The 24,926-nt window shown below is 64.2% G+C and carries 23 protein-coding genes; 16 read left to right on the top strand and 7 right to left on the bottom strand.

Going from position 1 to position 24,926, the window contains the following annotated elements:
• The first annotated feature begins 69 nt into the window (after positions 1 to 69).
• From QDT69_RS36675 to QDT69_RS36655, 5 genes are all read left to right on the top strand, one after another.
• Positions 70 to 1,461, top strand: a complete 1,392-nt coding sequence (locus tag QDT69_RS36675; RefSeq protein WP_279711332.1) for an amidase family protein — start codon at positions 70 to 72, stop codon at positions 1,459 to 1,461.
• Between the two features lies 1 nt (position 1,462).
• Complete coding sequence (locus tag QDT69_RS36670; protein WP_279711331.1) at positions 1,463 to 1,939, top strand: glutathione peroxidase; 477 nt, start codon at positions 1,463 to 1,465, stop codon at positions 1,937 to 1,939.
• Complete coding sequence (locus QDT69_RS36665; RefSeq protein ID WP_279711330.1) at positions 1,936 to 2,190, top strand: DUF3297 family protein; 255 nt, start codon at positions 1,936 to 1,938, stop codon at positions 2,188 to 2,190. Before QDT69_RS36670 ends, QDT69_RS36665 begins: the two co-directional genes overlap by 4 nt.
• Before the next feature lie 113 nt (positions 2,191 to 2,303).
• A complete protein-coding gene (locus QDT69_RS36660) occupies positions 2,304 to 3,473 on the top strand; it encodes a mandelate racemase/muconate lactonizing enzyme family protein (protein WP_279711329.1) in 1,170 nt (389 codons plus the stop codon).
• A 160-nt stretch (positions 3,474 to 3,633) separates the two neighbouring features.
• Positions 3,634 to 4,686, top strand: a complete 1,053-nt coding sequence (locus tag QDT69_RS36655) for a hypothetical protein (protein WP_279711328.1) — start codon at positions 3,634 to 3,636, stop codon at positions 4,684 to 4,686.
• A 187-nt stretch (positions 4,687 to 4,873) separates the two neighbouring features.
• Here QDT69_RS36655 and QDT69_RS36650 read toward each other — a convergent pair whose 3' ends face one another.
• Together QDT69_RS36650 and QDT69_RS36645 are read right to left on the bottom strand one after the other, a co-directional pair.
• Entirely contained in the window at positions 4,874 to 6,226 is a 1,353-nt protein-coding gene (locus QDT69_RS36650) for a malonyl-CoA decarboxylase (protein ID WP_279711327.1), read from the bottom strand.
• 170 nt (positions 6,227 to 6,396) lie between these two features.
• Positions 6,397 to 7,197, bottom strand: coding sequence for a helix-turn-helix transcriptional regulator (locus tag QDT69_RS36645; protein WP_279711326.1), 801 nt, complete (start codon positions 7,195 to 7,197; stop codon positions 6,397 to 6,399).
• A gap of 74 nt (positions 7,198 to 7,271) precedes the next feature.
• Between QDT69_RS36645 and QDT69_RS36640 the strand changes: the two genes are divergently transcribed.
• The 6 genes from QDT69_RS36640 to QDT69_RS36615 all read left to right on the top strand — a co-directional run bounded on the left by QDT69_RS36640 (position 7,272) and on the right by QDT69_RS36615 (position 14,913).
• Complete coding sequence (locus tag QDT69_RS36640; protein ID WP_279711325.1) at positions 7,272 to 8,462, top strand: MFS transporter; 1,191 nt, start codon at positions 7,272 to 7,274, stop codon at positions 8,460 to 8,462.
• A 204-nt stretch (positions 8,463 to 8,666) separates the two neighbouring features.
• Positions 8,667 to 10,184, top strand: coding sequence for an SUMF1/EgtB/PvdO family nonheme iron enzyme (locus tag QDT69_RS36635; RefSeq protein WP_279711324.1), 1,518 nt, complete (start codon positions 8,667 to 8,669; stop codon positions 10,182 to 10,184).
• A 37-nt stretch (positions 10,185 to 10,221) separates the two neighbouring features.
• Positions 10,222 to 10,647 carry a DUF4399 domain-containing protein gene (locus QDT69_RS36630; RefSeq protein ID WP_279711323.1) on the top strand — a complete coding sequence of 142 codons (426 nt, stop codon included), beginning with the start codon at positions 10,222 to 10,224 and terminating at the stop codon, positions 10,645 to 10,647.
• A gap of 188 nt (positions 10,648 to 10,835) precedes the next feature.
• Complete coding sequence (locus QDT69_RS36625) at positions 10,836 to 11,582, top strand: transporter substrate-binding domain-containing protein (protein ID WP_279711341.1); 747 nt, start codon at positions 10,836 to 10,838, stop codon at positions 11,580 to 11,582.
• Positions 11,583 to 12,297: 715 nt separating this feature from the next.
• A complete protein-coding gene (locus QDT69_RS36620; RefSeq protein WP_279711322.1) occupies positions 12,298 to 13,116 on the top strand; it encodes a formate/nitrite transporter family protein in 819 nt (272 codons plus the stop codon).
• Positions 13,117 to 13,176: 60 nt separating this feature from the next.
• Positions 13,177 to 14,913, top strand: coding sequence for a bifunctional protein-serine/threonine kinase/phosphatase (locus QDT69_RS36615; RefSeq protein WP_279711321.1), 1,737 nt, complete (start codon positions 13,177 to 13,179; stop codon positions 14,911 to 14,913).
• 152 nt (positions 14,914 to 15,065) lie between these two features.
• Here QDT69_RS36615 and QDT69_RS36610 read toward each other — a convergent pair whose 3' ends face one another.
• Positions 15,066 to 15,860 (bottom strand): substrate-binding domain-containing protein, encoded by a 795-nt coding sequence (locus tag QDT69_RS36610; RefSeq protein WP_279711320.1) that lies wholly within the window; start codon positions 15,858 to 15,860, stop codon positions 15,066 to 15,068.
• Positions 15,861 to 16,057: 197 nt separating this feature from the next.
• Positions 16,058 to 17,281 (bottom strand): polyhydroxyalkanoate depolymerase, encoded by a 1,224-nt coding sequence (phaZ, locus tag QDT69_RS36605; RefSeq protein ID WP_279711319.1) that lies wholly within the window; start codon positions 17,279 to 17,281, stop codon positions 16,058 to 16,060.
• Positions 17,282 to 17,456: 175 nt separating this feature from the next.
• Here phaZ and QDT69_RS36600 point away from each other — a divergent pair, with 175 nt between their 5' ends.
• Positions 17,457 to 18,113, top strand: coding sequence for a glutathione S-transferase (locus QDT69_RS36600; RefSeq protein WP_279711318.1), 657 nt, complete (start codon positions 17,457 to 17,459; stop codon positions 18,111 to 18,113).
• Between the two features lie 323 nt (positions 18,114 to 18,436).
• On the top strand, positions 18,437 to 18,871 hold the full coding sequence (locus QDT69_RS36595; protein ID WP_279711317.1) for a cupin domain-containing protein: 435 nt from the start codon (positions 18,437 to 18,439) through the stop codon (positions 18,869 to 18,871).
• Positions 18,872 to 19,158: 287 nt separating this feature from the next.
• Here QDT69_RS36595 and QDT69_RS36590 read toward each other — a convergent pair whose 3' ends face one another.
• Positions 19,159 to 19,383: a hypothetical protein gene (locus tag QDT69_RS36590; protein ID WP_050629985.1), complete on the bottom strand. Its 225-nt coding sequence runs from the start codon at positions 19,381 to 19,383 to the stop codon at positions 19,159 to 19,161.
• A 195-nt stretch (positions 19,384 to 19,578) separates the two neighbouring features.
• Here QDT69_RS36590 and QDT69_RS36585 point away from each other — a divergent pair, with 195 nt between their 5' ends.
• On the top strand, positions 19,579 to 19,950 hold the full coding sequence (locus tag QDT69_RS36585; RefSeq protein ID WP_279711316.1) for a hypothetical protein: 372 nt from the start codon (positions 19,579 to 19,581) through the stop codon (positions 19,948 to 19,950).
• Between the two features lie 110 nt (positions 19,951 to 20,060).
• Here the strand turns inward: QDT69_RS36585 and QDT69_RS36580 are convergent, their stop codons facing one another.
• Both QDT69_RS36580 and QDT69_RS36575 read right to left on the bottom strand, forming a co-directional pair.
• On the bottom strand, positions 20,061 to 21,164 hold the full coding sequence (locus tag QDT69_RS36580; RefSeq protein ID WP_279711315.1) for a mandelate racemase/muconate lactonizing enzyme family protein: 1,104 nt from the start codon (positions 21,162 to 21,164) through the stop codon (positions 20,061 to 20,063).
• Positions 21,165 to 21,420: 256 nt separating this feature from the next.
• Positions 21,421 to 22,659 carry an ABC transporter substrate-binding protein gene (locus QDT69_RS36575; RefSeq protein ID WP_279711314.1) on the bottom strand — a complete coding sequence of 413 codons (1,239 nt, stop codon included), beginning with the start codon at positions 22,657 to 22,659 and terminating at the stop codon, positions 21,421 to 21,423.
• Positions 22,660 to 22,897: 238 nt separating this feature from the next.
• On the opposite strand from QDT69_RS36575, the gene QDT69_RS36570 reads away from it, so the two are divergent.
• Together QDT69_RS36570 and QDT69_RS36565 are read left to right on the top strand one after the other, a co-directional pair.
• The gene (locus QDT69_RS36570) at positions 22,898 to 23,737 is read left to right on the top strand and encodes an AraC family transcriptional regulator (RefSeq protein ID WP_279711313.1); all 840 of its coding nucleotides are present in this window, start codon (positions 22,898 to 22,900) and stop codon (positions 23,735 to 23,737) included.
• Positions 23,738 to 23,743: 6 nt separating this feature from the next.
• Positions 23,744 to 24,643 carry a transglutaminase-like domain-containing protein gene (locus tag QDT69_RS36565; protein ID WP_279711312.1) on the top strand — a complete coding sequence of 300 codons (900 nt, stop codon included), beginning with the start codon at positions 23,744 to 23,746 and terminating at the stop codon, positions 24,641 to 24,643.
• The last annotated feature ends 283 nt before the right edge of the window (positions 24,644 to 24,926 follow it).

The raw sequence follows: 24,926 nt of genomic DNA, 5'->3' as shown, positions 1-24,926 counted from the left end.
GCTACGCGGCGGGAAGCTGGCCTTGCTCTGCATGTAGCGCTAAAACGCCTCCGTCATACGGAGTGTCTCATGCAGGATCTTTGGCGTCTGTCGGCAACCGAGCTCGCCGGCCTCATCAAATCGAAGAAGGTATCGGCGAAGGAAGCCGCGGAGGCCGGGCTCGCCCGGCTCGATGCGGTCAACCCGAAGATCAACGCGGTGGTCGATCACCGGCCGGACGACGTGCTGGCGCAGGCCGCCTCGATCGATGCGGCAATTGCGCGCGGTGAGGCGGTCGGTCCGCTCGCCGGCGTGCCTGTTACGATCAAGGTCAATGTCGACCAGGAGGGCTACGCCACCACCAACGGCCTGAAGGCGCAGCGCGACCTGATCGCCAAGGCCGATAACCCTGTGGTCGCCAATCTGCGCAAGGCCGGCGCGGTGCTGCTCGGCCGCACCAATTGTCCGGCGGTGTCCTATCGCTGGTTCACCACCAACCTCATTCACGGCGACACCAAGAATCCGCGCGATCCAGCCATCACCCCGGGCGGCTCGTCCGGCGGCGCGGGCTCCGCGGTCGCTGCCGGCATCGGCCACATCGCGCATGGCACCGATATCGCTGGCTCGATCCGCTATCCCGCCTATGCCTGCGGCGTGCACGGCCTGCGGCCGAGCATGGGCCGCATTCCGGCCTTCAACGCGGCATTGCCGGAGCGTCCGATCGGTCCGCAGATCAGCGCGGTCTCGGGCCCGCTGGCGCGCACCGTCAATGACCTGCGCATCTCGCTCGCGGCGATGTCGGCGCCCGATTATCGCGATCCCTGGTACGCGCCGGTGCCGCTCGAGGGACCGCCGCGCGAGAAGCGCGTTGCGATGTGCCTCAACCCCGATGGTCTCAACCCGGTGCCGGAAGTGGTCGCCGCGGTGGCCGATGCCGGCAAGCGCCTGCAAGCTGCCGGCTGGATCGTCGAGGAGATCGCCGACACGCCGTCGCTGCGCGAGGCGGCCGAGATCCAGACCCGGCTCTGGCTCGGCGACGGCTACGAGGCCCAGCTTGCGTTTGCCGAGCGCGAGGGCGATCCAGGCGCGCTCGCTTGCCTGCGCGGCGTCCGCTCAAGGGTGCACCCGTTCGACCTGTCGCAGGCGCTGACCCGTCGCGCGACCTTGACGCGCGACTGGTTCGCCTTCCTCGACAAATATCCGGTGCTGCTGATGCCGGTGTCCGGCGAGCTGCCGTTCCCCGATCATCTCGACCGCAAGGACGAGGCGTCGTTCGCGCGGGTGTGGCACGCGCAGCTGCCGCAGATCGCGATCCCGTTCATGGGGCTGCCCGGGCTCGTCGTTTCCACCGGCCTCGTCGGGCGGATTCCGGTCGGCGTGCAGCTCGTGGCCGCGCGTTACCGCGAGGATCTCTGTCTCGCCGCGGGCGAGGCGGTCGAGGCCGCCGGCACGCCGTCCTCTCCAATCGATCCGGCGGTCTAACATGGCGACGGTCTACGATTTCACCGCCAAGTCGCTCGCCGGCGAGGACATGCCGCTGCGGCAGTTCGAGGGGCAGGTGCTGCTGATCGTGAACACGGCGAGCGCCTGCGGGTTCACGCCGCAATACAAGGGTCTGCAGGAGCTGCACGCCGGGCTCTCGCCGCGCGGCTTTGCCGTGCTCGGCTTCCCCTGCAACCAGTTCGGCGCGCAGGAGCCGGGGACGGCGGCGCAGATCGCCACGTTCTGCGAGACCAACTACGCCGTGACGTTTCCGATGTTCGCCAAGATCGACGTCAATGGCAGCGCTGCGCATCCATTGTACGAACACCTGAAACGTGAGAAGTCCGGCCTGCTCGGGCCGGCGATCAAATGGAACTTCACCAAGTTCCTGGTCGATCGTGCCGGCAAGGTCGTGGCGCGGCATGCGCCGACCGCCCGGCCCGAAGGATTGAAGAAGGAAATCGAGGCGCTGCTATGAGCGACGACACCAACGACCAATTCCCCGACCGCCTCTCGGTCGATCCGAACAGCCCGTACTACAACGCGGAGATTCTGGCGCGCGACGTCGGCATCCGCTTCAAGGGCGCCGAGAAAACCAATGTCGAGGAGTACTGCATCAGCGAAGGCTGGGTGCGGGTCACCGCCGGCAATGCCAAGGACCGTTACGGCAATCCGCTGACCATCAAGGTGCACGGGCCGGTCGAGCCGTATTTCCGGGACAAGAAGTAGTCACCGTCATTCCGGGGCACGCGAAGCGTGAACCCGGAATCTCGAGATTCCGGGTTCGATGCTTCGCATCGCCCCGGAATGACGTGCGTAACAAACTGCGAAAGCGCTCCCACATGTCCGTCCGCATCGTCGACGTCCGCGAGGTGACGAAACCGATCTCCTCGCCGATCCGCAACGCCTATATCGACTTCACCAAGATGACCTCGAGCCTGGTTGCCGTGGTCACCGATGTGGTGCGCGACGGCAAACGAGTGGTCGGCTACGGCTTCAATTCCAATGGTCGCTACGGGCAGGGCGGTCTGATCCGCGAGCGCTTTGCGCCGCGCCTTCTGGAAGCCGATCCGAAAGCGCTGCTCGATGCCACCGGCGACAATCTCGATCCGGACAAGGTCTGGTCGACGCTGATGTCGAACGAGAAGCCGGGTGGCCATGGCGAGCGCTCGGTCGCGGTCGGCACCATCGACATGGCGGTGTGGGATGCGGTGGCGAAGATCGCGGGCAAGCCGCTGTTCCGGCTGCTTGCCGAGCGCCACGGTCTCACCGCCAATCCGCGCGTCTTCGTCTACGCCGCAGGCGGCTATTACTATCCGGGCAAGGATCTCAGTGCGTTGCGCAAGGAGATGCGCGGCTATCTCGACCGCGGCTACAACGTCGTGAAGATGAAGATCGGCGGCGCGCCGCTTGCCGAGGATCGCGAGCGCATCGAGGCGGTGTTGAAGGAAATCGGTAGCACGGCGCAGCTCGCGGTCGACGCCAACGGCCGTTTCGATCTGGAGACCGCGATCGCCTACGCCAAGATGCTGCGGGAGTATCCGCTGTTCTGGTACGAGGAGGCCGGCGATCCGCTCGATTATTCGCTGCAAGCCGCTTTGGCCGAGTTCTATCCCGGAGCGATGGCAACCGGCGAGAACCTGTTCAGCCACCAGGATGCGCGCAATCTGATCCGCTACGGCGGCATGCGGCCGGACCGCGACTGGCTGCAATTCGATTGCGCGCTGTCCTACGGGCTCTGCGAGTATCAGCGCACGCTCGAGGTGCTGAAGACCCATGGCTGGTCGCCCAGCCGCTGCATCCCGCATGGCGGCCACCAGATGTCGCTCAACATCGCGGCGGGCCTCGGGCTCGGCGGCAATGAAAGCTACCCCGACCTGTTCCAGCCCTATGGCGGGTTCCCGGACGGCGTCCGCGTTGAGAACGGCCACATCGTGATGCCCGACCTCCCCGGCATCGGCTTCGAGGGCAAGTCGGATCTCTACAAGGAGATGAAGGCGCTGGCTGATTAGCCGGTGCCCATCTGCCAGCCAGGCCTGAGTCCGCCCACAAAATGTTTGAGCGTCGCTCAATAAAATATTGAACGTTGCTCACGTTCAGATATACTCATGCAGGAGAGGCGCCTTGTTCGGGTTCCGGGACGGCGCCAGAACCGGTCATGAGGATCGCCGCATGCCATATTCAGCGAAGAGTCTCCGGGAAGCTGCCGATGCCGGGGTGATCAGCCCTGCTGATCTGGACCGGCTGCTCGCCTTCCTGGCCAGCCATGAAGGGCAGGGCGACGCCAGCCCGGCGGCCAGGTTCGATGCCGCCCACGTGCTCTGGTACGCCGGCGCACTGATCGTGATCGGCGCCATGGGCCTGTTCTCGACCCTGGCATTCACCCAAATGGGTGGCCGGGCGCTCACCGCCTGCGCAATCGCCTATGCCACCGCTTTCGGCGTGGCCGGTCACCATCTCTGGTACGGCAGGAATTTGCGGGTTCCCGGCGGCTTGTTGATCGCGATCGCGGTCTCGATGGCGCCGCTTGCGGTCTATGGCATCCAGGACGAACTCGGCTGGTGGGGCAAGTTCGGCAAGCCCGGAACCGTGCAGGACTTCTACGTCTGGGTGAAGGGCAGCTGGATCTTCATGGAACTCGCGACCGTTGCCGCCGGCGTCGTCGCGCTGCGCTACTTCCGCTTCGCCTTCATCGTCGCGATCATCGCGTTCGCGCTGTGGTTCATGTCGATGGATCTGGCGCCGTGGTTCAGCGGCACGGCGCATGCCGACTTCGAGACGCAGCGCCGGGTGTCGGTCTGGTTCGGATTGGCCGTCCTCGCTGTGGCCTGGATCGTGGACTATCGCAGCAGCAATGGCGACTTTGCGTTCTGGCTGCATCTGTTCGGCCTGATGGCGTTCTGGGGCGGAATCACCGCGTCCTCAAGTTCAACCGAACTGGGCAAAGCGATCTACTGCCTGCTCAATGTCGGCCTCGTCGTGATCGCCGTGATCCTGATGCGGCGTGCCTATGCGGTGTTCGGTGCGTTCGGCATCTGCCTCTATCTCGGACATCTCGCCGACGTCGTGTTCAAGGACTCGCTGTGGTTTCCGTTCTCGCTGTCGCTGATCGGAATTGCGGTGATCGCCGCGGGCCTGCTCTACCATCGCAACGAGCGTGCGATCGCCGGCTGGATCGATGCGCACGTGCCGGCGGCGCTGCGGCCGCGATCCGCAACGGCGTGAGGACGCGGGCACACAGTGCGGCTGATGGTGACGGCGAAGCTCTAAGAGCTCGTCATTGCGAGGAGCGAAGCGACGAAGCAATCCATGCTTCCGGTGCGCGACCATGGATTGCTTCGCGGAGCCTGTCATCGGGCGCGCGTACGCGCGACCCGTTGGCTCGCAACGACGTGGAAGGAGCGCTTGCAGCTTACGACAGCCGCATGTCCAGCAGGCGGCGGCCTTCGCCCTTCAAGAGCTTCTTGACCGCGCTCGAGGCGATCACATCGCCATTGTTGGCGTAGGCCTCGTGGTTCTTCTCGATGTCGTCGAGGCGGTAGAGGTAGTTGACCATCACGCCGGCGGATTCGCGCAGGCCCTTGGGCGAGAGGTCGCCGAGCCAGTTGATCCGCTCCAGCCGTGCGCCATTGCCGAGATGGAAGCGCGCGACCGAATCGATCAGCCGGCCCTTCGGCGTGCGCGCCTTCAGGAAGTAGTAGGCCGCGAGCGGCTCCAGCACGGCGCGCAGCTGCGTGGCGAGCTCGGCGTTCTCGGGCCAGTCGGGCTTGCCGAGGCTCTCCAGGAGCTGGCGGTCCTCGTCGGTCAGCGGCACGTCATCGGCCTGCTTGACCCACTGCATGAAGCCCGGCACCGGCGACAGCGTCACGAAGTTGTCGAGCTTGGGCAATTCGCGGCGCAGTTCCTCGACCACCTGCTTGATCAGGAAGCTGCCGAAGGAGATGCCGCCGAGCCCGCGCTGGGTGTTGGAGATCGAATAGAACACCGCGGTGCGGGCCTTCTCGACCGGTACCGGCTCGCGCTCTTCCGCCAGCAGTGGCGCGATCGCGCCCGGTATGGCTTCGGTGAGTGCGACTTCGACGAAGATCAAGGGCTCGTCGGCCAGCGCCGGGTGGAAGAATGCGTAGCAGCGGCGATCGATCGGATCGATGCGGCGGCGCAGGTCGTCCCAGTCGCGGATCTCATGCACCGCCTCATAGCGGATGATCTTCTCCAGAATATTGGCCGGCGACGACCAGTCTATCCTGCGCAGCACGAGGAATCCCCTGTTGAACCAGGACGAGAGCAGATGCACCACGTCGCGATCGAGCGCGGCGAGGTCCTTGTTGCCCTTCATCAGTGAAAGCAGATCCGAGCGGATCGACACCAGCTCGCCGGTGCCGCCCGGCGCGCGATTGAGGCGGCGGATCAGTTCCTGGCGGCGCGGCTCGGAGGCGAAATGCAGGTCGCTGGCGTCGTCGCCATTGGCCTTGGCGCGCCAGCTCTCGATCGCCTGCGCCAGCTTGGCGTGATCGGGACCGAAATCGCGGGCCAGCGTCTGGAAGAACGAGAGGCGGCCGGCGGTGTCGAGGTGGTGGTAGCGGTCGAGCACTTCGCGCGCCATCGCGGTGCCGGAGGCCTCGCCCCGGCCGGACAGCAGCGCCTCGCACAATTCCAGCAGCTCGGACGCATCCTGCTTGTCGTTGGCCGGGCTGGCGCGGCCGAGCAGGACGCGGCCGCGTTCGGAGATCGTGGAGAGCAGGTCGGAGAAGAAGGCGTTGGCCATTTACAGGTCGTATCCAGCAGGTCGTATCCAGTGAAGCCGGACCTTACACGGGATTTAAGGTCGGCAGGAATGCAATCAAGCGCACTGATCGTACGGAAATATGTCGCAGCGCGACAGCGGTATAATTCGTCTCATAGTTCGTCTTGGCTGCGCCCGGTGACAAACCCCGTTCACGTTTTCTCCGCGAATGAGGTCGGTGTCTTGCCGGTAACCTGGCGGAACGCGTGGGAAAATGCCGGCACGCTGGCATAGCCGAGGTCGGAGGCGACCTGCTTGACCGAGACGTTGGCGCCGGTCGACAGGCGCTCGATCGCGGCCGCGATGCGGGCGCGCTGGCACCAGCTCTTGAAGGAGAGTTGCGTCTCCGCCGCGAACAGCCGCGACAGCGTCCGCGCCGAGGTGCCGACCGTGCGCGCCAGCGCATCGATCTCGTGGTCCCTGGTCGGATCGGCCAGCACGATGTCGGCGGCGCGGCGGCAGCGCGGCTCCTGCGGCAGCGGGATGAAGGTCGCGGAATCCTCGGCCTGATGCAGCTCCAGCATCACCAGCCTGATCAGCAGCTCGGTGCGCTCGCGTCCGCATGGCGCGTCGAACAGCGCAAGGATCGCCTGGTGCACCAGCGGCGACACCCGCACCACGAATTCGTGGCCGAGGCTGTCGCTGCGCTTCTCGCGCGCAAGCCAGGCCTGGTCGAAATACAGCGTACGCATCTCGATGTCGGCGAGCACGTCGATCGCATGCGGCAGCAGGGCAGGGACCCACACCGCGCGGTCCGGCGGCACCAGCCAGCGGCCCTTCGGCGTCGTCACCTGCATGGTGCCGCTGGCGGCATAGACCAGCTGCGCCTCGCGGTGCATGTGGGGGTCGAGCCGGATTCCCTTCTGGTAGCTGCGCGCGACCATGTGCACGCCGTCGCCGGTAACGCGCCGGTCCTTGTGGAGGGCTCTGATTGGCGGTTCAGCGATAGTCATTGGCGACATCCCGTCAGGACAAGCACCTATAACCTATTTCGAGCCAATTGAAGAATCGCGTGAAAGACGTGTCCATGAATGCTCCAAGCAATAGTCCGAGCCGGGTGATCAGCTTCGTCAACGCCGGCCATTTCATCGATCACTATGCGATGCTGATCTTTGCCGCCGCCGTCATCATCATGGGTCCGGCGCTCGGCATGGCCTATTCGGAACTCTTGCCCTATGCGACCCCCGGCTTCATCGCCTTCGGCGCCGGCTCGCTGATCACGGGCTGGCTCGGCGATCGCTGGAGCCGCCGCCACATGATGGTGATCTTCTTCGTCGGCATCGGGCTATCGATGATCTCGGTCGGCTTCGTGCAGACGCCGCTGCAACTCGGCGCCGCGCTGCTTTCGATCGGCATCTTCGCCTCGATCTACCATCCGGTCGGCACCGCGATGATCGTGTCCTATGCCGAGAAGCTCGGCGCCCAGATGGGGATCAACGGCGTCTGGGGCAATCTCGGGGTTGCCTCGTCGGCGCTGGTCACCGGCGTGATCGGCCAGTATCTCGGCTGGCGCTGGGCCTTCATCGTGCCCGGCACGGTCACCGTACTGATCGGGATCGCGTTCGCGATGACGGTGGTGCATGAAGACCGCAAGGGCTCCAAGCAGGCCGCGGCGCAAGTGCGCGTCGCCAAGGAAGACATGTGGCGCGTGGTGCTGTCGCTGCTGATCGTGGTGATCGCGATCTCGACCACGTTCAATGCGGTGACGGTGGCGCTGCCAAAACTGTTCGCCGAGCGGCTCGCCGATCTGACCAAGAGCCCGGCGCTGCTCGGCGTGATCGCGGCCGGGGTCTATGTGTTCGGCGCGATGACGCAGTACACGATCGGCAAGCTGCTCGACAAATATTCCCTGAAGACCGTGGCGCTGCCGCTGTCGTTCCTGCTGGCGCCGTTCCTCTATCTGGCGGCAAGCCTGTCCAACCTGCCGCTGATCGTGGTCTCGATCGGCATCGTGATGGGCGCGTTCGGCCAGGTGACGGTGAACGACGCCATGGTCGGCAAGTACACGACAGAGGAATGGCGCTCGCGCGCCTATGCGGTGCGCTATTTCGTCGGCTTCACCGCGGCGGGCGCTTCCGTCGGCCTGGTGGCCTGGCTGTACGACCAGGGCGGCTTCTCGATGATGCTGCGCGCGTTCGCAGCGCTGTGCCTGCTGGCCGTCGCGGCCGCGATCATCCTGCCGCGCGAGATCCGGACACCCGCCACGCAGGCGGGCTGATACCGGGCGGTTTGCGCCGTTTGCCGCGAAGACGATAAGCGCCCGGCGACGGGCGGGTGTGCTGCTCGGGCACTGGCGGCATCCGTGACTTGGTCACGCTCCACGAACTTTGTTCCGACCTGCAGGTGTGGTAGGTTTAGCTGGGCCTCGGGGACGAAGGCGCCGGTTGCGCCGTGAGCCTATTTGTGGAGCAGCCGGAGCGCCATGGGCGAAATTCGCGACTTCAAGTCAGGCCGGCCTCAGCCACCCCGCGATGCAATGCCGCGGCGGCTCGCGGCGATCGTTGTCGGCGATATCGCCGGGTACAGCCGGCTCATGCAACTCGATGAAGAGGGCACGCATACGCGCGTCAAGCGGATCGAGCGTGATCTCATCGAGCCCACCATTGCCGAGCACCATGGCAAGCTGGTCAAGACCACCGGCGACGGCTTTATCGCGATGTTCGACAGCCCGGTCGAGGCGGTCCGGTGCAGCATCGTGATCCAGCAGAACATGATCGGCCGCAACGCGGCGATCGCCAGGGATCACTGGATCGAGTACCGGATCGGCGTCAACCTCGGCGACGTCATCATCGAGCCCGACGATGTCTATGGCGACGGCGTCAACGTGGCCTCGCGCCTGGAAGGGATTGCGGCGCCGGGTGATGTCTTCATCTCAGGCGGCATCTACGAGCAGATCAAGCACAAGATGGTCTGCGGCTACGAATCGCTCGGCGACAAGAAGGTGAAGAACATCACCGATCCGATCCGGGTCTACCGCGTGCTGCCGGATGCCGCCGCCTACCAAAGGACACGCCGGCGCCGCGAGTCCGTCCTGCTCACGCTGCTCGGATTGGCGGTCGCGATCATCGCGGGAGGCGTGTTGTGGTACCTGCTCGCGCAACCGCGCAGCAAGCTGGCCGAATTGGCACAGGCGCCTCCGTCGCCTGCAGCATCGCCTGCCGTCCAGGCGCCGGCGCCAAGCCAGAGTTCAAGTCCGGTCCCGGCGGCACCGACGCAGCAGGCGTCGCCGCAACCCGCACCTGCCGCGAGCCCGGCCCCGGACGTGCCGGACCCCGAGATGGTGTCGCTCAAGGGCGGCAGCTTCTCGATGGGAAGCAATGACGACCCGTCGGAGCGACCGATCCGCAAGGTGACGGTCAGGCCGTTCGCCATGGGCAAATACCCGGTCACCGTGCGGGAGTGGAATGCCTGCGCGGCGGCCAAGGCCTGTAGCTTCACGGCCAGCGGCAAGGACGACGTTCCGGTTACCAATGTGAGCTGGAGCGATGCGAAGCAGTATGTCACCTGGCTCGCCGAGCGCAGCAAGAAGCCCTACCGGCTTCCGAGCGAAGCCGAATGGGAGTACGCGGCGCGTGGCGGATCGCAATCGAAATACTGGTGGGGCGATCAGATGCAGCCGGGCCATGCCGGCTGCAAGGATTGCGGCAGCGACAGTACAGCCGAACAACCGGTGAAGGTCGGCAGCTTCAAGCCTAATCCGTTCGGTCTCTACGATATGGGTGGCGGCGTCGATCAGTGGGTCGAGGATTGCTGGCACAGGAATTATCAGGGCGCGCCGGACGACGGCGCCGTCTGGACCGGAGGCGACTGCGCCTCTCACGTCATTCGATCCGGCTCCTGGAAGAATGACGCGCGCTATGTCCGTCCCGCCAATCGCGACAATTACGACACCAACGTTCGCTACCCGACCCACGGTTTCCGGGTTGCGCTGTCTCCTTAAGCGATCATCTGCAATCGCCGGGTTTCATGGAGGGGCTATGAGACGTGCATCCTTGATCATGATCGCCGCGGCTCTGGCATTGCTCGCTGGTCCGGCCAGCGCGCAAAACAAGCCGGCAGGGAAAGACACCAAGCTGTATTTCATCTGGCCGCACAACGGAGCGACGCTCAAGGGCCCGTTCTCATGCCGCTTTGGACTGCGCAACATGGGCGTCACCCATGCCGGCGACGACTATCCGAACAGCGGCCACCACCATCTTCTGGTCGACGTGGACGAGCCGTTGAATCCGAACGAGCCGATTCCGTCAGACAAGTCTCATCTGCACTTCGGCGCTGGCCAGACCGAGACGCAGCTCGATCTGGCGCCCGGCAAGCATACCTTGCAGCTGGTGCTGGGCGACGCCAAGCACTATCCGTTCAATCCGCTGGTCGTCTCCGAAAAAATCACCATCCGCGTCAAATAGGCCGAGACGGATGGCTCCCTTGCGCGAAGCACGGCTTGCGCAAGGCGGCCTCGTGCGATTTGTTGCGCGCCGCCGGGAGCAAGACTTGGTGTGAGCAAGACTTGGTGTGAGCAAGACCCGGCGTGGGAGGAGGTCCGATGTTGTCGCGACTGCTGCGTCTGGCTGGCCTCGTTGTGGGAGTGATTGTGATGGCCGCATCCGCCAATGCCGATGCCTTGAAGGATCAGATCGCGCCGACCGGAAAGCTTCGGGTCGCGATTGCGATCAGCCCGGCGGGCGGCGCGTTCTGGTCGACCAACACCGAGAACGGCTATGCCGGCGTTCCCGTCGATCTCGGCCGCGAGATGGCGGCGCAGCTCGGCGTTCCCGTCGAATATGTCGTGTATCAGAATTCCGGCCAGATCACCGATGCCGCGGCGAAAAATACCTGGGACATCACCTTCCTGCCGAGGGATCCCGAGCGCGAGACCAAGATGACGTTCGGGCCGATCTACGAGGTCGCCGACGCGACTTATATCGTTAAGCCGGGCTCGACGATCGCGAATTTCGCAGCGCTGGATCAGGACGGTGTCAAGGTCGCAGCCGTCAACGCCACCACGACGATGCGCGGCGCGATCGCGCATCTCAAGCACGCCAAGGTGACCGGCTATCAGACCTATGACGAGATCTTCAATCGGTTGAAGAGCGGCGAGATCGACGCGTTCGCATTATCGCGCGATCAGCTCAATGCGATGGCCAGGAAGATTCCGGGCAGCCGCGTGCTGGACGAGACCTTCAAGCAGACCGTCACCGCGGTCGCGGTGCCGCTCGACCATCCGCTGGCCGCGGCGTTCGCGACGAAATTCATGACCGATGCGATCGCCAACGGCACGCTGCGCAAGGCCTACGACAACAACGGCCTGAAGGACTCGCCGGTCCGGACCGAGGTGAAGTGAAGTCGCGACGCGTATCGACCCTACCTGACCTCTCCCCGTCACCCTGAGGAGCGCGCACTAAGGCGGGATGAGTTTTGGTTGAATCGGTTTGGCGCGGTCTCGGTTCACCTCTCCCCGTTGGGGAGAGGTCGGATTGCGAAGCAATCCGGGTGAGGGCTCTTGCCCTCTCGATAGACCATAACCCCTCACCCGATTTGCTGCGCAAATCGACCTCTCCCAAGGGAGAGGTGAACCTTCGACGCCGTTCCAGCTCAACCTAATCTCATCAGGCTTTAGCGCGCGTCTCGAAGGGTCGACGGCCACCAGCCGGGCCGTGCATCCTTCGAGACGCGCTACGCGCCCCTCAGGATGACGGGATCGAGAGGTGCGTGCCCCTTGGGCGACATCTGTGCAAGCTGCATAAATCGGCGGCATCGCGCCAGCCTGTTCCTGTGCCAACCAAGCAAATCATTGTATTGAAAATACTTTTTGGCCTCAACTCGCGCATCGCCGGTTGGCACACCCATTGCTTTTGCTTGCACCAGTCAATGACGACTGCCGTCCTCCGGATCGCCCAGGCCAGTGCTGGCCGAGGTGAGGGGATCAAGGCGCCCGGCCCGGGCGCCTCGAGCAATCGTTGCATCCCCAACTCCCCCGGACGAACGAGCATTTCACCAACCCGCGTCGCTTCCGGCAGGCAACCGGCGCGGCCGAATTGCGCAAGGGGAATTTACGAATGGCCTATCTCGCACCGTCCGAATTCGTCACCAAGATGGTGGACGCCGGTGAATCCAAGATCTTCATGTCGACCCGCGACACCGTGATCCGCGCCTACATGGCCGGTGCGATCCTCGCGCTGGCGGCCTGGTTCGCGGTCACGATCAACGTCAATACCGGCCAGCCGCTCGTCGGCGCGCTGCTGTTTCCGGTCGGCTTCGTCATGCTCTACCTGCTCGGCTTCGACCTCTTGACCGGCGTGTTCGTGCTGTCGCCGCTTGCGCTGCTCGACAAGCGCCCCGGGGTCACGCTCGGCGGCGTGCTGCGCAACTGGGGCCTCGTCTTCATCGGCAATTTCGCCGGCGCGCTCACGGTGGCGTTCATGATGGCGTTCGTGACGACCTTCGGCTTCACGCAGGACCCGGACAAGGTCGGCATGACCATCGGAAACGTCGGTGAGGCGCGAACGCTGGGCTACGCGGCGCATGGCGCGGCCGGCATGGCCACGCTGTTCATCCGCGGCATGCTCTGCAACTGGATGGTCTCGACCGGCGTCGTCGGCGCCATGATCTCCACGACCGTGCCCGGCAAGGTCATCGCGATGTGGATGCCGATCCTGGTGTTCTTCTACATGGTGTTCGAGCATTCGGTGGTGAACATGTTCCTGTTCCCATCGGGACTGATGCTCCATGCCAAGTTCTCGATCATGGACTATTTGATCTGGAACGAGATCCCGACCGTGCTCGGCAACCTCGCCGGCGGTCTCGCCTTCACCGGGCTGACGCTCTACACCACGCATGTGAAGACGGCGCCGAAGCGCCAGCGCCTCGCGGCTTGATCCTGGCCGGCTTATGGGGCTCTCCTGTCACGGAGGGCCCCATTCGCTTTGGGACGGACGATGCCGCGCGCGCTGAAAATATCGGTCGGGCAATTCTCTGATCAGGGCCGCAAGGACACCAATCAGGATTTCCACGGCGTGCTGATCCCGGGCGAACCGCTGCTCGGCCTGAAGGGCATCGCCGTGGTGCTCGCCGACGGCATCTCCTCGAGCAGCGTCAGCCGCATCGCCGCGGAGTCCGCGGTCAAGAGCTTCCTGACCGACTATTACTGCACCTCGGAATCCTGGTCGGTGAAGACCTCGGCGCAACGGGTGCTGGAGGCGACCAATTCCTGGCTGCACGCGCAGACGCGGCGCAGCCAGAACCCCCATGACAAAGACAAGGGGTATGTCTGCACGCTGAGCGCCATGGTGATCCGGTCGACCACCGCGCATCTGTTCCATGTCGGCGACTCAAGGATCTACCGCATCGCCGGCAACAGCCTCGAGCAACTGACCAACGACCACCGCGTCGTGCTGTCCTCGCAGCAGAGCTATCTCGGCCGCGCGCTCGGTGTGAACCCGCAGCTCGAGATCGACTACCAGAACTTGCGGCTGGAGCGCGGCGATACCTTCCTGCTGGTGACCGACGGCATCTACGAGCATGTCCCGGCGCGGCAGCTGGCGAAGACGATCAGGGACGGCGCTGCGGACCTCGATGCGACAGCGAAATCGATCGTCGAGCAGGCCTTTGAAAACGGCAGCCCGGACAATCTCACCGCGCAGATCGTCCGGATCGACGAATTGCCTGACGGCGACGCCAGCGAGGTGTTCGGCCAGCCCACTGAGCTGCCGTTGCCGCCGCTGCTCGATGCACGGATGCTGTTCGACGGCTATCGCATCGTGCGCGAGCTGCATGCCTCGCACCGCAGCCATATTTATCTCGCGGTCGACGAGGAGAGCGGCACCACGGTCACGATCAAGATCCCCTCGATCGACCTGCGCGACGACGGCGCTTATCTGAAGCGCTTCATGCTGGAGGAGTGGGTCGCCAGGCGGATCGACAGCCCGCATGTGCTGAAGCCGTGGCTGCCGCAACGCAAGCGCAACTTCCTCTATGTCGCGATGGAATACATCGACGGCCAGACCCTGACACAGTGGATGATCGACAATCCCGCGCCGTCGCTCGAGACGGTGCGCGACATCACCGAGCAAATTGCAAAAGGGCTACGCGCGTTTCATCGCAAGGAGATGCTGCACCAGGACGTCAGGCCCGACAACATCATGATCGACGCCACCGGAACGGTGAAGATCATCGATTTCGGCTCGACGCGGATCTCGGGCGTTGCCGAGGCGGTGCCGGCGGGCGTCGAGGACATTCTGGGCACCCAGCAATACACCGCGCCGGAGTATTTCCTCGGTGAGGGCGGCACGGCGCGCTCCGACCTGTTCTCGCTCGGCGTCGTCACCTATCAGATGCTGACCGGCCGCTTGCCCTACGGCGCGCAGATCGCGCGGGCCCGCAGCCGCTCCGACTTCAACCGGCTGGTCTATCGCCCGGCTGCGCATCGCGGCCGTGAGATTCCGAACTGGGTCGACGGCACGCTGGAGCGCGCCGTGCAGGTCAATCCGCTCAAGCGCTATGACAGCTTTTCCGAGTTTCTGTTCGACCTGCGCAATCCCAACGCAAAATACCTGACGACGTCATCGACCCCGCTGATCGAGCGCAACCCGGTGCTGTTCTGGAAGTCGACCACGCTGCTGCTTGCGCTCGTCGTGGTGCTGCTGCTGGCGTATGGCGCGCACCATTGGCGGTAGGGAATCCGCCAATCTATCCCCGTCATCCTGAGGAGCGCGCCGCGCGTCTCGAAGGATGCACGGCCCCGCTGGTGGCCGTCGACCCTTCGAGGCTCGCTCCGCTCGCACCTCAGGGTGACGGAGGAGGGGCCATCGCGTGCGGCCCGGACCATCTAATGCGTCGCGCCGGCCGCAATCGGATCCAGCCCGCTCTTGACCAGTGCGTCGCGCGCGTCTGATGAGGCGAGGAAGCTGATCAGCGCCTTGCCGGCGTCGGGCTCTTTTGAAACCGACGCGATCCCCGCGGAGAACACCGTGATCTTCTGCAACGGCTCCGGCAGCGGACCGACGATGTCGATGCCGGCAACGGGCTTCAGTTCGGAGATCTGCTGCAGGCCGATCTCGGCCTCGCCCTTGGCGACGATCTCGCCGACCGGGGTCGCCGGGATCATCCGCGCCTTGTCCTTCATCTGATCGGCGATGCCGAGCTTGCCGAACATCTCGGTCGAGACATAGACGCCGCTGGCGCTGTCGGAATAGGCGACCGATTTCGCCGCCAGCAGCGCCTGCTTGACGGTGTCGGCGGAGCTGATGTCCGGCCTTGGTGCGCCTGATTTGACCGCGATACCGATCGGCGATTTCACGAGGTCGACGCGGCTGTCGGCCACGACCTTGCCCTGCTTGATCAGGTCGCCCAGCGCATAGCCGACCATGATCAGCACGTCGGCGGGCTCGCCGCGCGCCAGCCGCACCGGAATGGCGTTGGTGGTCGTGCCCATCGACGGTCCGAAGGCGGTCACCACCTTATGCCCGGTCTTGCGCTCGAACTCCGGCACCAGCGCCTTGTAGGCCGCGGTCAGCCCGCCCGAGATCATGACATGGACCTCGGTGGCGGTTGCGGCTGACGTGAAGGCGAGGGCGCCGACGACGGCGAGCGTAAGGGCACGGAGGGCGGTGGGTGCGCGCATGGAGTTTCTCCCTGGACGATTCTTCGGACGCGGGGTCGTCGTGGCCGGGAGACTATAGCTCGAGAGAAGACGTGGCTAGTCGCCTCAGCCGTCATTGCGAGGAGCGAAGCGACGAAGCAATCCATGGCTCCGCGTATGCGGGCCGATGGATTGCTTCGCTTCGCTCGCAATGACGGGGAGGGAGCGTCGTTACGCCCTCACGAATTCACATGCACGAAATCGCGCAGCAGCGGATAGATTTCGTTGTTCCAGCGCTTGCCGGAGAACACGCCGTAATGGCCGACGCCGGCTTGCATGTGATGCACCTTGCGATAGGTGCGCACGCCGGTGCAGAGGTCCTGGGCGGCGAGCGTCTGGCCGATCGAGCAGATATCGTCCTTCTCGCCTTCCACGGTCATCAGGCCCATGCGCCGGATCGCGGCCGGGTTCACCGGGCGGCCGCGATGTATCAGCATGCCCTGCGGCAACAGATGCTCCTGAAACACGTCGCGCACCGTCTCGATGTAAAACTCCGCCGGCAGGTCCATGACCGCGAAATATTCGTCATAGAAGGTCTTGATCACCTCGGCCTTGTCGGTCTCGCCCTTGGCGAGATGGTCGGCGAGGTCGATGTGCTGCTTGATGTGGCGCTCGAGATTCATCGACACGAACGCGGTGAGCTGCACGAAGCCGGGATAGACCTGACGCAACGCGCCCTTGCACTGCATCGGCACGTAGTTGATCAGATTGTCCTCGAACCATCTGATCGGCTTGCTCTTGGCGAATTGGTTCACCTTGGTCGGCTGAATCCGTGTGTCGATCGGCCCGGCCATCAGGGTCAGCGACGCCGGCCGCGCCGGATGATTGTCTTCCGACATGATCGCGGCCGCCGCCAGCGCCGACACTGACGGCTGGCAGATCGCCACCATATGCGCGCGTGGGCCGAGCTGGCTTAAGAAGTCGATCAGGTGGTCAGTGTAGTCCTCGAGCCCGAAGCGGCCCTCGCTGCGCGGGATGTCGCGCGGATTGTGCCAGTCGGTGATGTAGACGTCGTGGTCCTGCAGCAGCGTCTTCACGGTGCCGCGCAGCAGCGTGGCGAAATGACCGGACATCGGCGCCACCAGCAGCAGCCGCGGCTGCTCCGGACCGTCCACCTTCCTGAAATGCAAGAGCGAACCGAACGGCGTCGCGTAGGCGACCTCCTCGGTGACCTCTAAGTCCCTGTTGCCGACGGTCACGCTGCCGATGGCGTAGTCGGGACGGGCATAGCTCAGGCTGGAGCGGGAGATCAGCTCGAGCGCGGCGGCGAGCCGGCCGAAGGTCCGGCCGGAGGTGCCCCGCGGCACCAGATTGAGATAGCGCAATGCCGCCGCGGCGCCGGTCCGCCACGGCGCCGTGAGGTCCATATGGTTCTGGTAGGCCTGGTACAGCATTGACATCATACGCATCCACCCCTGGCCCGGTCTGCCAAGCAATATCGAGGCCAGCGGCGGGCGGCCTGCCCGGCAAATTGGCACGTGGCTTGCTGCGAAAATGACCGGCTCCCGGGAGCGCGGCGGTTGGACCGGTGCGCAGGGCCCTGGAGCATAACGACGCGTTCAGGCGTGAGGGACTGATATGGCGAAGGCGACACTCACCATCAGCAGCAAGAACTATTCGTCCTGGTCGCTGCGCGGCTGGCTGCTGGCGAAATTCGCCGGGCTGGAGTTCGAGGAGGTGGTCACCGCGCCCGATGACCCCTCGGCGCGGGCCGAGCTGCTGCTGCTGTCGTCCTCGATCCTGGTCCCCTGCCTGCGCCATGAGGGCGCGACGGTCTGGGATACGCTGGCGATCGGCGAGTATCTCAACGAGATCATGCCGCATGCCGGGCTGTTGCCGGAGGGCCGGATCCAGCGCGCGCATTGCCGCTCGATCTCGGGCGAAATCCATTCCGGCTTCACCACGCTGCGCTCGTCGCTACCGGTCAACCTCAAGGGGCATTTTCCCGGCTTCAAGATCTGGTCGCGGGCGCAGGCCGACATCGACCGGGTCTGCACCATCTGGGCCGATTGCCTCGGTAAATCAGGCGGGCCGTTCCTGTTCGGCGAACGCCGCACCATGGCGGACGCGATGTATGCGCCGGTCGTGACCCGATTCATGACCTATGACGTGAAGCTTGATCCTGTTCTTGCGGCCTATGCCAGCACCATCATGGCGATGCCCGAGATGCTGGAATGGATCGAGGCCGCGAAGGCCGAGCCGGCCGACGTCGAGGAGCTCGAGGTCGAATATTAGGCAAGCCGCACGCCCGGCCTGCCTGCGTCGGCGGCTCAAGCTCCAGGCAAGACTTGCTCAATCGACGTGCCATAGGCGGCAGGCATGGGGCGCTGCGCGGTGATCGAGCGCAGCGCGCGCCGAACCCAAATATGCGCCTCGCGCCAAATGCTTCCGCTGTAATGGCCGCGCATGGCGAGACCGATCGCCGCAGCACAATCGGGCTGGCAAGGATTTCGCATAGCAAGATGCGAGCTGTGACCGCGACGATGCGACGCTGCCGAAAATTTGGACGCTGAGCCCCCGCCGCGATCTCGCGAACACGAGAACCGTGGAGGCTTGAAATGAACCAGCACGCCGTCGTCAGCAAATTCTCCCACGTCAAACCCGGTGACACCGAGTTCAAGGGCGGAGGTCTGCGCGACTTCTTCCTGTATCGCGATCTTGGCATTGCCGATGCCACCAGCGGGCAGGTGATCTGCCATCTGGTCAAGGCCAATCCCGACATGCCGCCGGAAGAGGGCACCGGCTGGCACAAGCATCTGTGCGACTTCCAGATCGTCATCATGACCAAGGGCTGGGCGCGCTTCATGTACGAAGACAAGGAGACGCTGGTCGAGGCCGGCGATGTCATCCATCAGCGCCCGGGCATCACGCACTACCTGTTCGATTACTCGAAGGACATGGAATACCTCGAGATCGTCAGCCCCGCCGATTTCAAGACCGTCGATGTGCCGCCGGCGACCGAGACCGTGCCGCCGACCACGCCATGGAAATGATCGCCAAGCAGGATCAGAGAGGGATCGCAAATGTCGTCTGCGGAGGAATTAACCTTTGTCGTCGGCCGCTGGCTGCGGCCCATCGTCATGCTTCTGTATGTGGTGCGCCGTATCGGGCTGCTGACCACATCTAGCCGTGAACATCGGAGTACGCTGCTCAATCAGTGATTCGGACGCGGTTCGTTCCATCCGCGTTCCAAATCTTAAAGCGCACTGCGTGCGCGTCGCGTTTTGAAACAGATGCATGGTCCCGGAAGGACCATGCGCAAGAACGGCGCGTGACCGGCTCAGGCCATGCCCGGTTGCTTCTCGCGCGGCTTGCGCCAGGCGATGACGTTGGCCTCCAGCGCGCCACCTGTCGTGTCATTGCGCCACTGACCATCGACGAAGCGGCAGGCGAACGGCAGCTGATACGTTCCGCTGTGATCCTCACAAAGCACTTCCACGCGCTGTTCCGGCGAAGGTTCGCCGTTGCCATCGAATTGCGCCAGCCGTTTTTCGCGCGTTGCCATGCGATCTGTCTCCACTGCCCAAGGTCGAGCCAAAAGGGGTCGAACCAAACAAAGTTCCGAAGGCCCCCGTCCCCACGAGTAGTCCCCGTAATGGATGCAGCACACCGCTCGAATACGGTTTCAGTGTGGTATGTCTGCCCGGCTTTCAGCGTCGCGAGCACAAAACTGTGAATGACGCGTTTGATGGGGATGCCGATGATCGCTCGTTTCGCTCTTGTCCTGCTCGTGCTGCTTGCGCTCGGCGTCGTCGGAACCGCGCATGCGCAGGACGTTCCCGGCATCGAGATCTGCACCGTCGAGAAAACGATGGAGCGGCGCACCAGCTGTCTGCAGAGCAATGTCGATTTCCTGCAGAAGACGATCAGCAAGCTGACAACGGATCATCAGCAGAAGCTCGACGCCGCCAACCGGCAGATCGACAGCCTGAAGAGTTCGGTCGCGAGCTTGCAGAAGCTCGTCACCGATTTGCAGGCGGCGCAGGCCAAGATGGCTGATGATCTGAAGAAGAAAGCCGACGCGCCGCCGGCGAAGGATGCCGCGCCTGCTGCGAAGGACGGGACGAAGTAGCACGCCGTCATTGCGAGGAGCGAAGCGACGAAGCAATCCATCTCTCCTCGTGCGCGGATCGATGGATTGCTTCGCTTCGCTCGCAATGACGGCAGAAAGTACGGTTCTCCCTACGCCACCCGATACTTCTCCATCACGTCGCGATCCGGCTCATAGCCGAGCCCGGGGCCCTGCGGCACGGCGACGTGGCCCTTGGCGTCGACGTCGATGCGGTCGCCCCACAGGCAGGCGGGGCGCTTCATGAAGAACACTTCGATCATCCCGGCGTCGCGGATCGCCATCAGATGCAGCGTTGCGAGGAAGCCCGGCCCGAAATAGGGCGAGTGCGGAATCACCTGGACGCCGAACTCGTCGGCGAGCACGGCCACGCGCAGGAATTCGGTGACGCCGCCGACCTTGATCACCGACGGCTGGGCGTGACTGACGGCGCCTGCGGTCATCATCTGGCGGAATTGATGCACGGTGCAGGCGTTCTCGCCGGCGGCGATATCGAGCCGGCCTTCCCTGCGTACTTCCGCGAGCGTCGCAAAATCCTCCGGCGGCCAGACCGGCTCCTCCAGGAACATCGGCGCGGCCTGCTTGCAGTCGCGCGCGAACTGGATCGCAGCCGGCCCGTCCAGCGGGCAGTTCATGTCGATCATCAGCGGCACAATGGGGCCGATCGCCTCGCGCGCGGCTGATACCGCAGGCACGGTGGTCTCGTGCAGCTTGATTGCGGAATAGCCAAGCTTGATCGCCTTCTTGCATTCGGCGGCGATGTGGCCGGGATTGCCGATCCGCATCAGGCTCGCATAGGCCGGGATCGTGCTGCGCTTGGCGCCGCCGATCAGTTGATGCAGCGGCACGCCCTTCACCTTTCCGGCGAGATCCCATAGCGCGATGTCGAGCGCCGAGATCGCAAACATCGTGATGCCGTAGCGGCCGAACAGATGCAGATTGCGCTGGATCTGCTCCATCGCGGCGGGAATTTGGGCGGCGTCCGGCATCTCGAGGCCACGGGCCTGTGGCGCGATCATCTCGGCTACCGCCGTGCAGCTCGTCTTCGGACAGACATAGGCGAAGGCATCGCCCCAGCCGGTCAGGCCGGCATCGGTCGACACCTCGACCAGCACCATGTCGAGCGCCGAGATCGCGGATGCGCCCTGGCGGAAGCTCGCGGGCCCCGCGTCATAGGGAATGCGGATATGGTGGGCGCGGACGTCGGTGATTTTCATTGTTGTTGTCCTTCCGATCGCAGGATGGTGCAGGATGTCCTTGGAGTTCGTGAGGCCGGACACTCTAGCCCAAGTACGGCAGCCAAGGTACGGCGAGCTTGCGTGCGGCTTCGCTTCGGCTCGCCTGGGTTCCGGCTGTTGCACGGTTGCTTGTGCAAGTCTTGCTTGTAAAAATCTTGCGCGTGAATCGTGTCGAAGGCGTGGATGCCCGGCGCAGGGCCGGGCATCATGAAGTCCAAAGTTGTGGAGGAAAGCCCTAGCTGCTCTTCTCGCCGCTCATGACGGGGCCGAAGCGCTCCCAGCTCTCGCCCTTGAAGCGCATCATCTGCAACTGCTCGATCGGTGCATAGTCGTCCGGCCCGGTCTTGATCTTGGTGCCGGGCAGATAGATGCCGATCTCGAAGTTGAGGCTGGCCGCCTGCTTCATCAAATTGTCGCGGGTGAGGTTGTCGCCGCACTGCCGCAACACCTGCTCCAGCCCCTTGGCGACGCCGTAGCCAAACACGGTGGAGGCGTCGTTCTGGTCGCCCTCGGGATACCACTTGGTCATGAACGCGCGCCACTCGTTCATGGCCGGATCGCTCTTCCACTCGTGATCCGCAGGATCCTTCAGATACTGGGTCGAGAGGATGTCCTGGCTCGCCTCATAGCCGGCCGGCTTCATCACGCCGCCGATCGAGACCGAGACGTTGGTGAGAAACTGGACCGGATGCCAGTCGAGCTCGGCGGCCTTCTTGATCGCCTGCGCCGCGAATTTCGGCGTTGCGATGTTGACGAAGATGTCGGGGTTGGCGCCCTTGATCTGCACGATCTGCGAATCCACCGTCGGCGATGTGGTCTCGTAGGAGGATTCGACGACGATCAGTTTCTTGGCCTCTTCGCCGAGCCCCTCATGCAGGCCGATCAGATAGTCCTTGCCGAAATCGTCGTTCTGGTAGAGCACGCCGATGGTCCTGCCGGGATATTTCTGCAGGATGTATTTGGCGTAGATGCGCGCCTCGACCTGGTAGCTCGGCTGCCAGCCCATGGTCCACGGAAAATTCTTCGGATCGTTCCACTTGGCGGCGCCGGTGGAGACGAACAGCTGCGGCACCCGCTTGGCGTTCATGTATTTCTGGATCGCGGTGTTGCCCGGCGTGCCCAGCGGATTGAAGATCAAGAGCACCTCGTCGCTCTCGACCAGCTTGCGGGCCTGCTCGACCATCTTCGGCGGACTGTAGCCGTCGTCGTAGGAGACGAAATTGATCTTGCGGCCGTTGATGCCGCCCTCGCTGTTGAGCTTGTTGAAATAGGCGGCTTCCGTCTTGCCGATCGTGGCATAGGCGGATGCCGGGCCCGAATAGGGCATGATGTTGCCGACCTTGATCTCGGTGTCGGTTGCGCCCGGATCGTATTTCTTCTGGGCATTGGCTGCGCCGGTGACGGCGATCGTCAAAAGTCCGGCAAGCGCCGCTGATGCGACGCAGTTGGCATAGCTCAGGCGTTGGTGGTGCATCCTTGTCCTCCCTGACATGCTGGCCGCGGCTCGTGCAGTCTTGATTTTCGGGCAGCTTGATGAGCCGTCGGATCGATGCAACTGCGAGTATGCACGATTGCAACGCTGTTGCCAGCGACGGCTTTGGGCTAAAATTTCGCAGAGCGGAACCACGGTCCGCCGCGCGCAGCAAGGACTGTCAAGCGCCGCAGGTCGCAGCCATGCATGATGCCGGAGCCTTGCAGGAAAGCCGTCGTCCATGAATCCAGCCCAGAAGGCGCTCTGGTACATCGAAAGCCACCTGCGCACGTCGCTGACGCTGGATGACATCGCCGTCGTCGCCGGGGTCTCGCGCTTCCATCTGGTGCGGGCGTTCGCGGAGGCGACCGGGTTTTCGGTGATGCGCTATGTGCGAGCGCGCCGCCTCAGCGAGGCCGCGCGCGAGCTTGCGGCCGGTGCGCCCGACATTCTCACGCTCGCGCTGGATGCGGACTACGGCTCCCACGAAGCATTCACCCGCGCGTTTCGCGACCATTTCGGCGTCACGCCGGAGACGGTGCGCGCGACGACGTGCCTGACGACGCTCAAGCTCCAGGAGCCGATCACCATGATCTCGACCGCCCTCGATCATCTCGATCCGCCGCGCATCGCCACCGGCAAGGCCTTTCTCGTCGCGGGTGTCGGCGAGCGCTACAACCACGCCAATGACAGCACGGCCGGCATTCCGAACCAGTGGCATGTCTTCCACCAGCAATGCGCGCATATTCCGCGTCAGATCGGCAATGGCGCCTACGGCGTCTGCTGCAACGGCGACGATGCCGGCAATTTCGACTACATCGCGGGCGTCGAGGTCGCCGATTTCTCCGACCTGCCGCGCGAGTTCGCGCGGGTGCGGATCCCGGCGCAGAAATACGTGGTGTTCACCCACAAGGATCATATCTCGACCATCCGCCGCACCGTCAACACGATCTGGAATCGCTGGCTGCCGCAATCCGGCATGAAGGTCGCCGACGCGCCGAACTTCGAGCGCTACGACGAGAGGTTCGACGCGTCGACCGGTGTTGGCGGGCTCGAGATCTGGGTGCCGGTGAAGGAGTAGCGGCGTGTGTGGTGGCTGCGCGGGAGGCGAGACGTGCGGGAGCCCCTTCAGATGAACGTCGACAGATACGAAAAGCCCGTTGCGATGAGCGATCCGGGGCGTCACGCCGCTCTGTTCGATGGCCTGCCGCGGGGGCCCAGTGCGCTTGCGGCGACGGTGCAGGGTCTCTTGATCCATCAGCACATCGCCCCGGCCTATGGGGTGACGCTCGGCGGCGACCGGCAAGCGCAATCGCAGGTCCGCGCCGTCGAGACCATGCTGGGTGAAATCGTCGCGCGCGACGCCCGTCCGCTTGCCGTGGCACGTGCCGTCGACCAGCGGCAGGTCGGTGTGTGCAGGCACTTCACGCTGCTTCATGTGGCGATGCTGCGCACGCAGGGCATTCCGGCGCGCGCCCGTTGCGGGTTTGGCGCCTATTTCGAGGCAGGAAAATACATCGACCATTGGGTGACGGAGTACTGGAACGAAGACAGGAAAGGCTGGGTATTGTTCGATTCCCAGATCGACGATCGGCAGCGTGAGCTGTTCGGGATCGGCTTCGATGCGGCGGATGTGCCGCGCGATCAGTTCCTGGTCGCCGGCGATGCCTGGTCGCTGTGCCGCGCCGGGAGCCGTGACCCGAGCGCATTCGGCATCCTCGACATGCACGGTCTTTGGTTCATTGCGGGCAATCTCGTCCGCGACATCGGCGCGCTGAACAATCGTGAGATGCTGCCATGGGACGTTTGGGGCGCCATGCGCATGCAGGACAGCGAGCTCGATCTCGCCTTTTTCGACCGACTGGCAAGCGTCAGCCGCGAGCCCGATGCGCACGTCGATGAACTCGCTGCGCTTGATCGCGATGAGCGGGTGCGCGTTCCCGGAGCCGTGTTCAACGCCGTGCTCGACTGCGTGCAGGACCTGTAGCTGAAGGTCGCGGCGCGAATGCGAAGCTGCGTCCACACTACAACCGTCATCGCCCGGCTCGACCGGGCGATCCGGTACGCCGCGGCCCATCGATTCAATAACGACTGCCTCTGGAATACTGGATCACCCGCATGCGCCATGCGCGGGTGATGACACCGCGCCATTTGATAACTTGAATTGCGCCTCACCTCATCGTCGTCCTGGCGAAAGCCAGGACCCGTTACCCCAGATGTCGGTTGTCGAGCGACACTCGGGGCCGCACTCCCGTTCACAAGCAAGTTCG

This window comes from Bradyrhizobium sp. CER78 (assembly GCF_029846235.1).
Taxonomy (GTDB): Bacteria; Pseudomonadota; Alphaproteobacteria; order Rhizobiales; family Xanthobacteraceae; genus Bradyrhizobium.
Note: the sequence above shows the minus strand (reverse complement) of the source record. Positions and strands in the feature narration are given on the sequence as shown.

What these genes read in the sequence shown, in the direction of transcription:
- QDT69_RS36675 (WP_279711332.1), top strand. Translation starts at nt 70, where the DNA reads ATGCAGGATCTTTGGCGTCTGTCGGCAACCGAGCTCGCCGGCCTCATC.
- QDT69_RS36670 (WP_279711331.1), top strand. Translation starts at nt 1,463, where the DNA reads ATGGCGACGGTCTACGATTTCACCGCCAAGTCGCTCGCCGGCGAGGAC.
- QDT69_RS36665 (WP_279711330.1), top strand. Translation starts at nt 1,936, where the DNA reads ATGAGCGACGACACCAACGACCAATTCCCCGACCGCCTCTCGGTCGAT.
- QDT69_RS36660 (WP_279711329.1), top strand. Translation starts at nt 2,304, where the DNA reads ATGTCCGTCCGCATCGTCGACGTCCGCGAGGTGACGAAACCGATCTCC.
- QDT69_RS36655 (WP_279711328.1), top strand. Translation starts at nt 3,634, where the DNA reads ATGCCATATTCAGCGAAGAGTCTCCGGGAAGCTGCCGATGCCGGGGTG.
- QDT69_RS36650 (WP_279711327.1), bottom strand. Translation starts at nt 6,226, where the DNA reads ATGGCCAACGCCTTCTTCTCCGACCTGCTCTCCACGATCTCCGAACGC.
- QDT69_RS36645 (WP_279711326.1), bottom strand. Translation starts at nt 7,197, where the DNA reads ATGACTATCGCTGAACCGCCAATCAGAGCCCTCCACAAGGACCGGCGC.
- QDT69_RS36640 (WP_279711325.1), top strand. Translation starts at nt 7,272, where the DNA reads ATGAATGCTCCAAGCAATAGTCCGAGCCGGGTGATCAGCTTCGTCAAC.
- QDT69_RS36635 (WP_279711324.1), top strand. Translation starts at nt 8,667, where the DNA reads ATGGGCGAAATTCGCGACTTCAAGTCAGGCCGGCCTCAGCCACCCCGC.
- QDT69_RS36630 (WP_279711323.1), top strand. Translation starts at nt 10,222, where the DNA reads ATGAGACGTGCATCCTTGATCATGATCGCCGCGGCTCTGGCATTGCTC.
- QDT69_RS36625 (WP_279711341.1), top strand. Translation starts at nt 10,836, where the DNA reads ATGGCCGCATCCGCCAATGCCGATGCCTTGAAGGATCAGATCGCGCCG.
- QDT69_RS36620 (WP_279711322.1), top strand. Translation starts at nt 12,298, where the DNA reads ATGGCCTATCTCGCACCGTCCGAATTCGTCACCAAGATGGTGGACGCC.
- QDT69_RS36615 (WP_279711321.1), top strand. Translation starts at nt 13,177, where the DNA reads ATGCCGCGCGCGCTGAAAATATCGGTCGGGCAATTCTCTGATCAGGGC.
- QDT69_RS36610 (WP_279711320.1), bottom strand. Translation starts at nt 15,860, where the DNA reads ATGCGCGCACCCACCGCCCTCCGTGCCCTTACGCTCGCCGTCGTCGGC.
- phaZ (WP_279711319.1), bottom strand. Translation starts at nt 17,281, where the DNA reads ATGATGTCAATGCTGTACCAGGCCTACCAGAACCATATGGACCTCACG.
- QDT69_RS36600 (WP_279711318.1), top strand. Translation starts at nt 17,457, where the DNA reads ATGGCGAAGGCGACACTCACCATCAGCAGCAAGAACTATTCGTCCTGG.
- QDT69_RS36595 (WP_279711317.1), top strand. Translation starts at nt 18,437, where the DNA reads ATGAACCAGCACGCCGTCGTCAGCAAATTCTCCCACGTCAAACCCGGT.
- QDT69_RS36590 (WP_050629985.1), bottom strand. Translation starts at nt 19,383, where the DNA reads ATGGCAACGCGCGAAAAACGGCTGGCGCAATTCGATGGCAACGGCGAA.
- QDT69_RS36585 (WP_279711316.1), top strand. Translation starts at nt 19,579, where the DNA reads ATGATCGCTCGTTTCGCTCTTGTCCTGCTCGTGCTGCTTGCGCTCGGC.
- QDT69_RS36580 (WP_279711315.1), bottom strand. Translation starts at nt 21,164, where the DNA reads ATGAAAATCACCGACGTCCGCGCCCACCATATCCGCATTCCCTATGAC.
- QDT69_RS36575 (WP_279711314.1), bottom strand. Translation starts at nt 22,659, where the DNA reads ATGCACCACCAACGCCTGAGCTATGCCAACTGCGTCGCATCAGCGGCG.
- QDT69_RS36570 (WP_279711313.1), top strand. Translation starts at nt 22,898, where the DNA reads ATGAATCCAGCCCAGAAGGCGCTCTGGTACATCGAAAGCCACCTGCGC.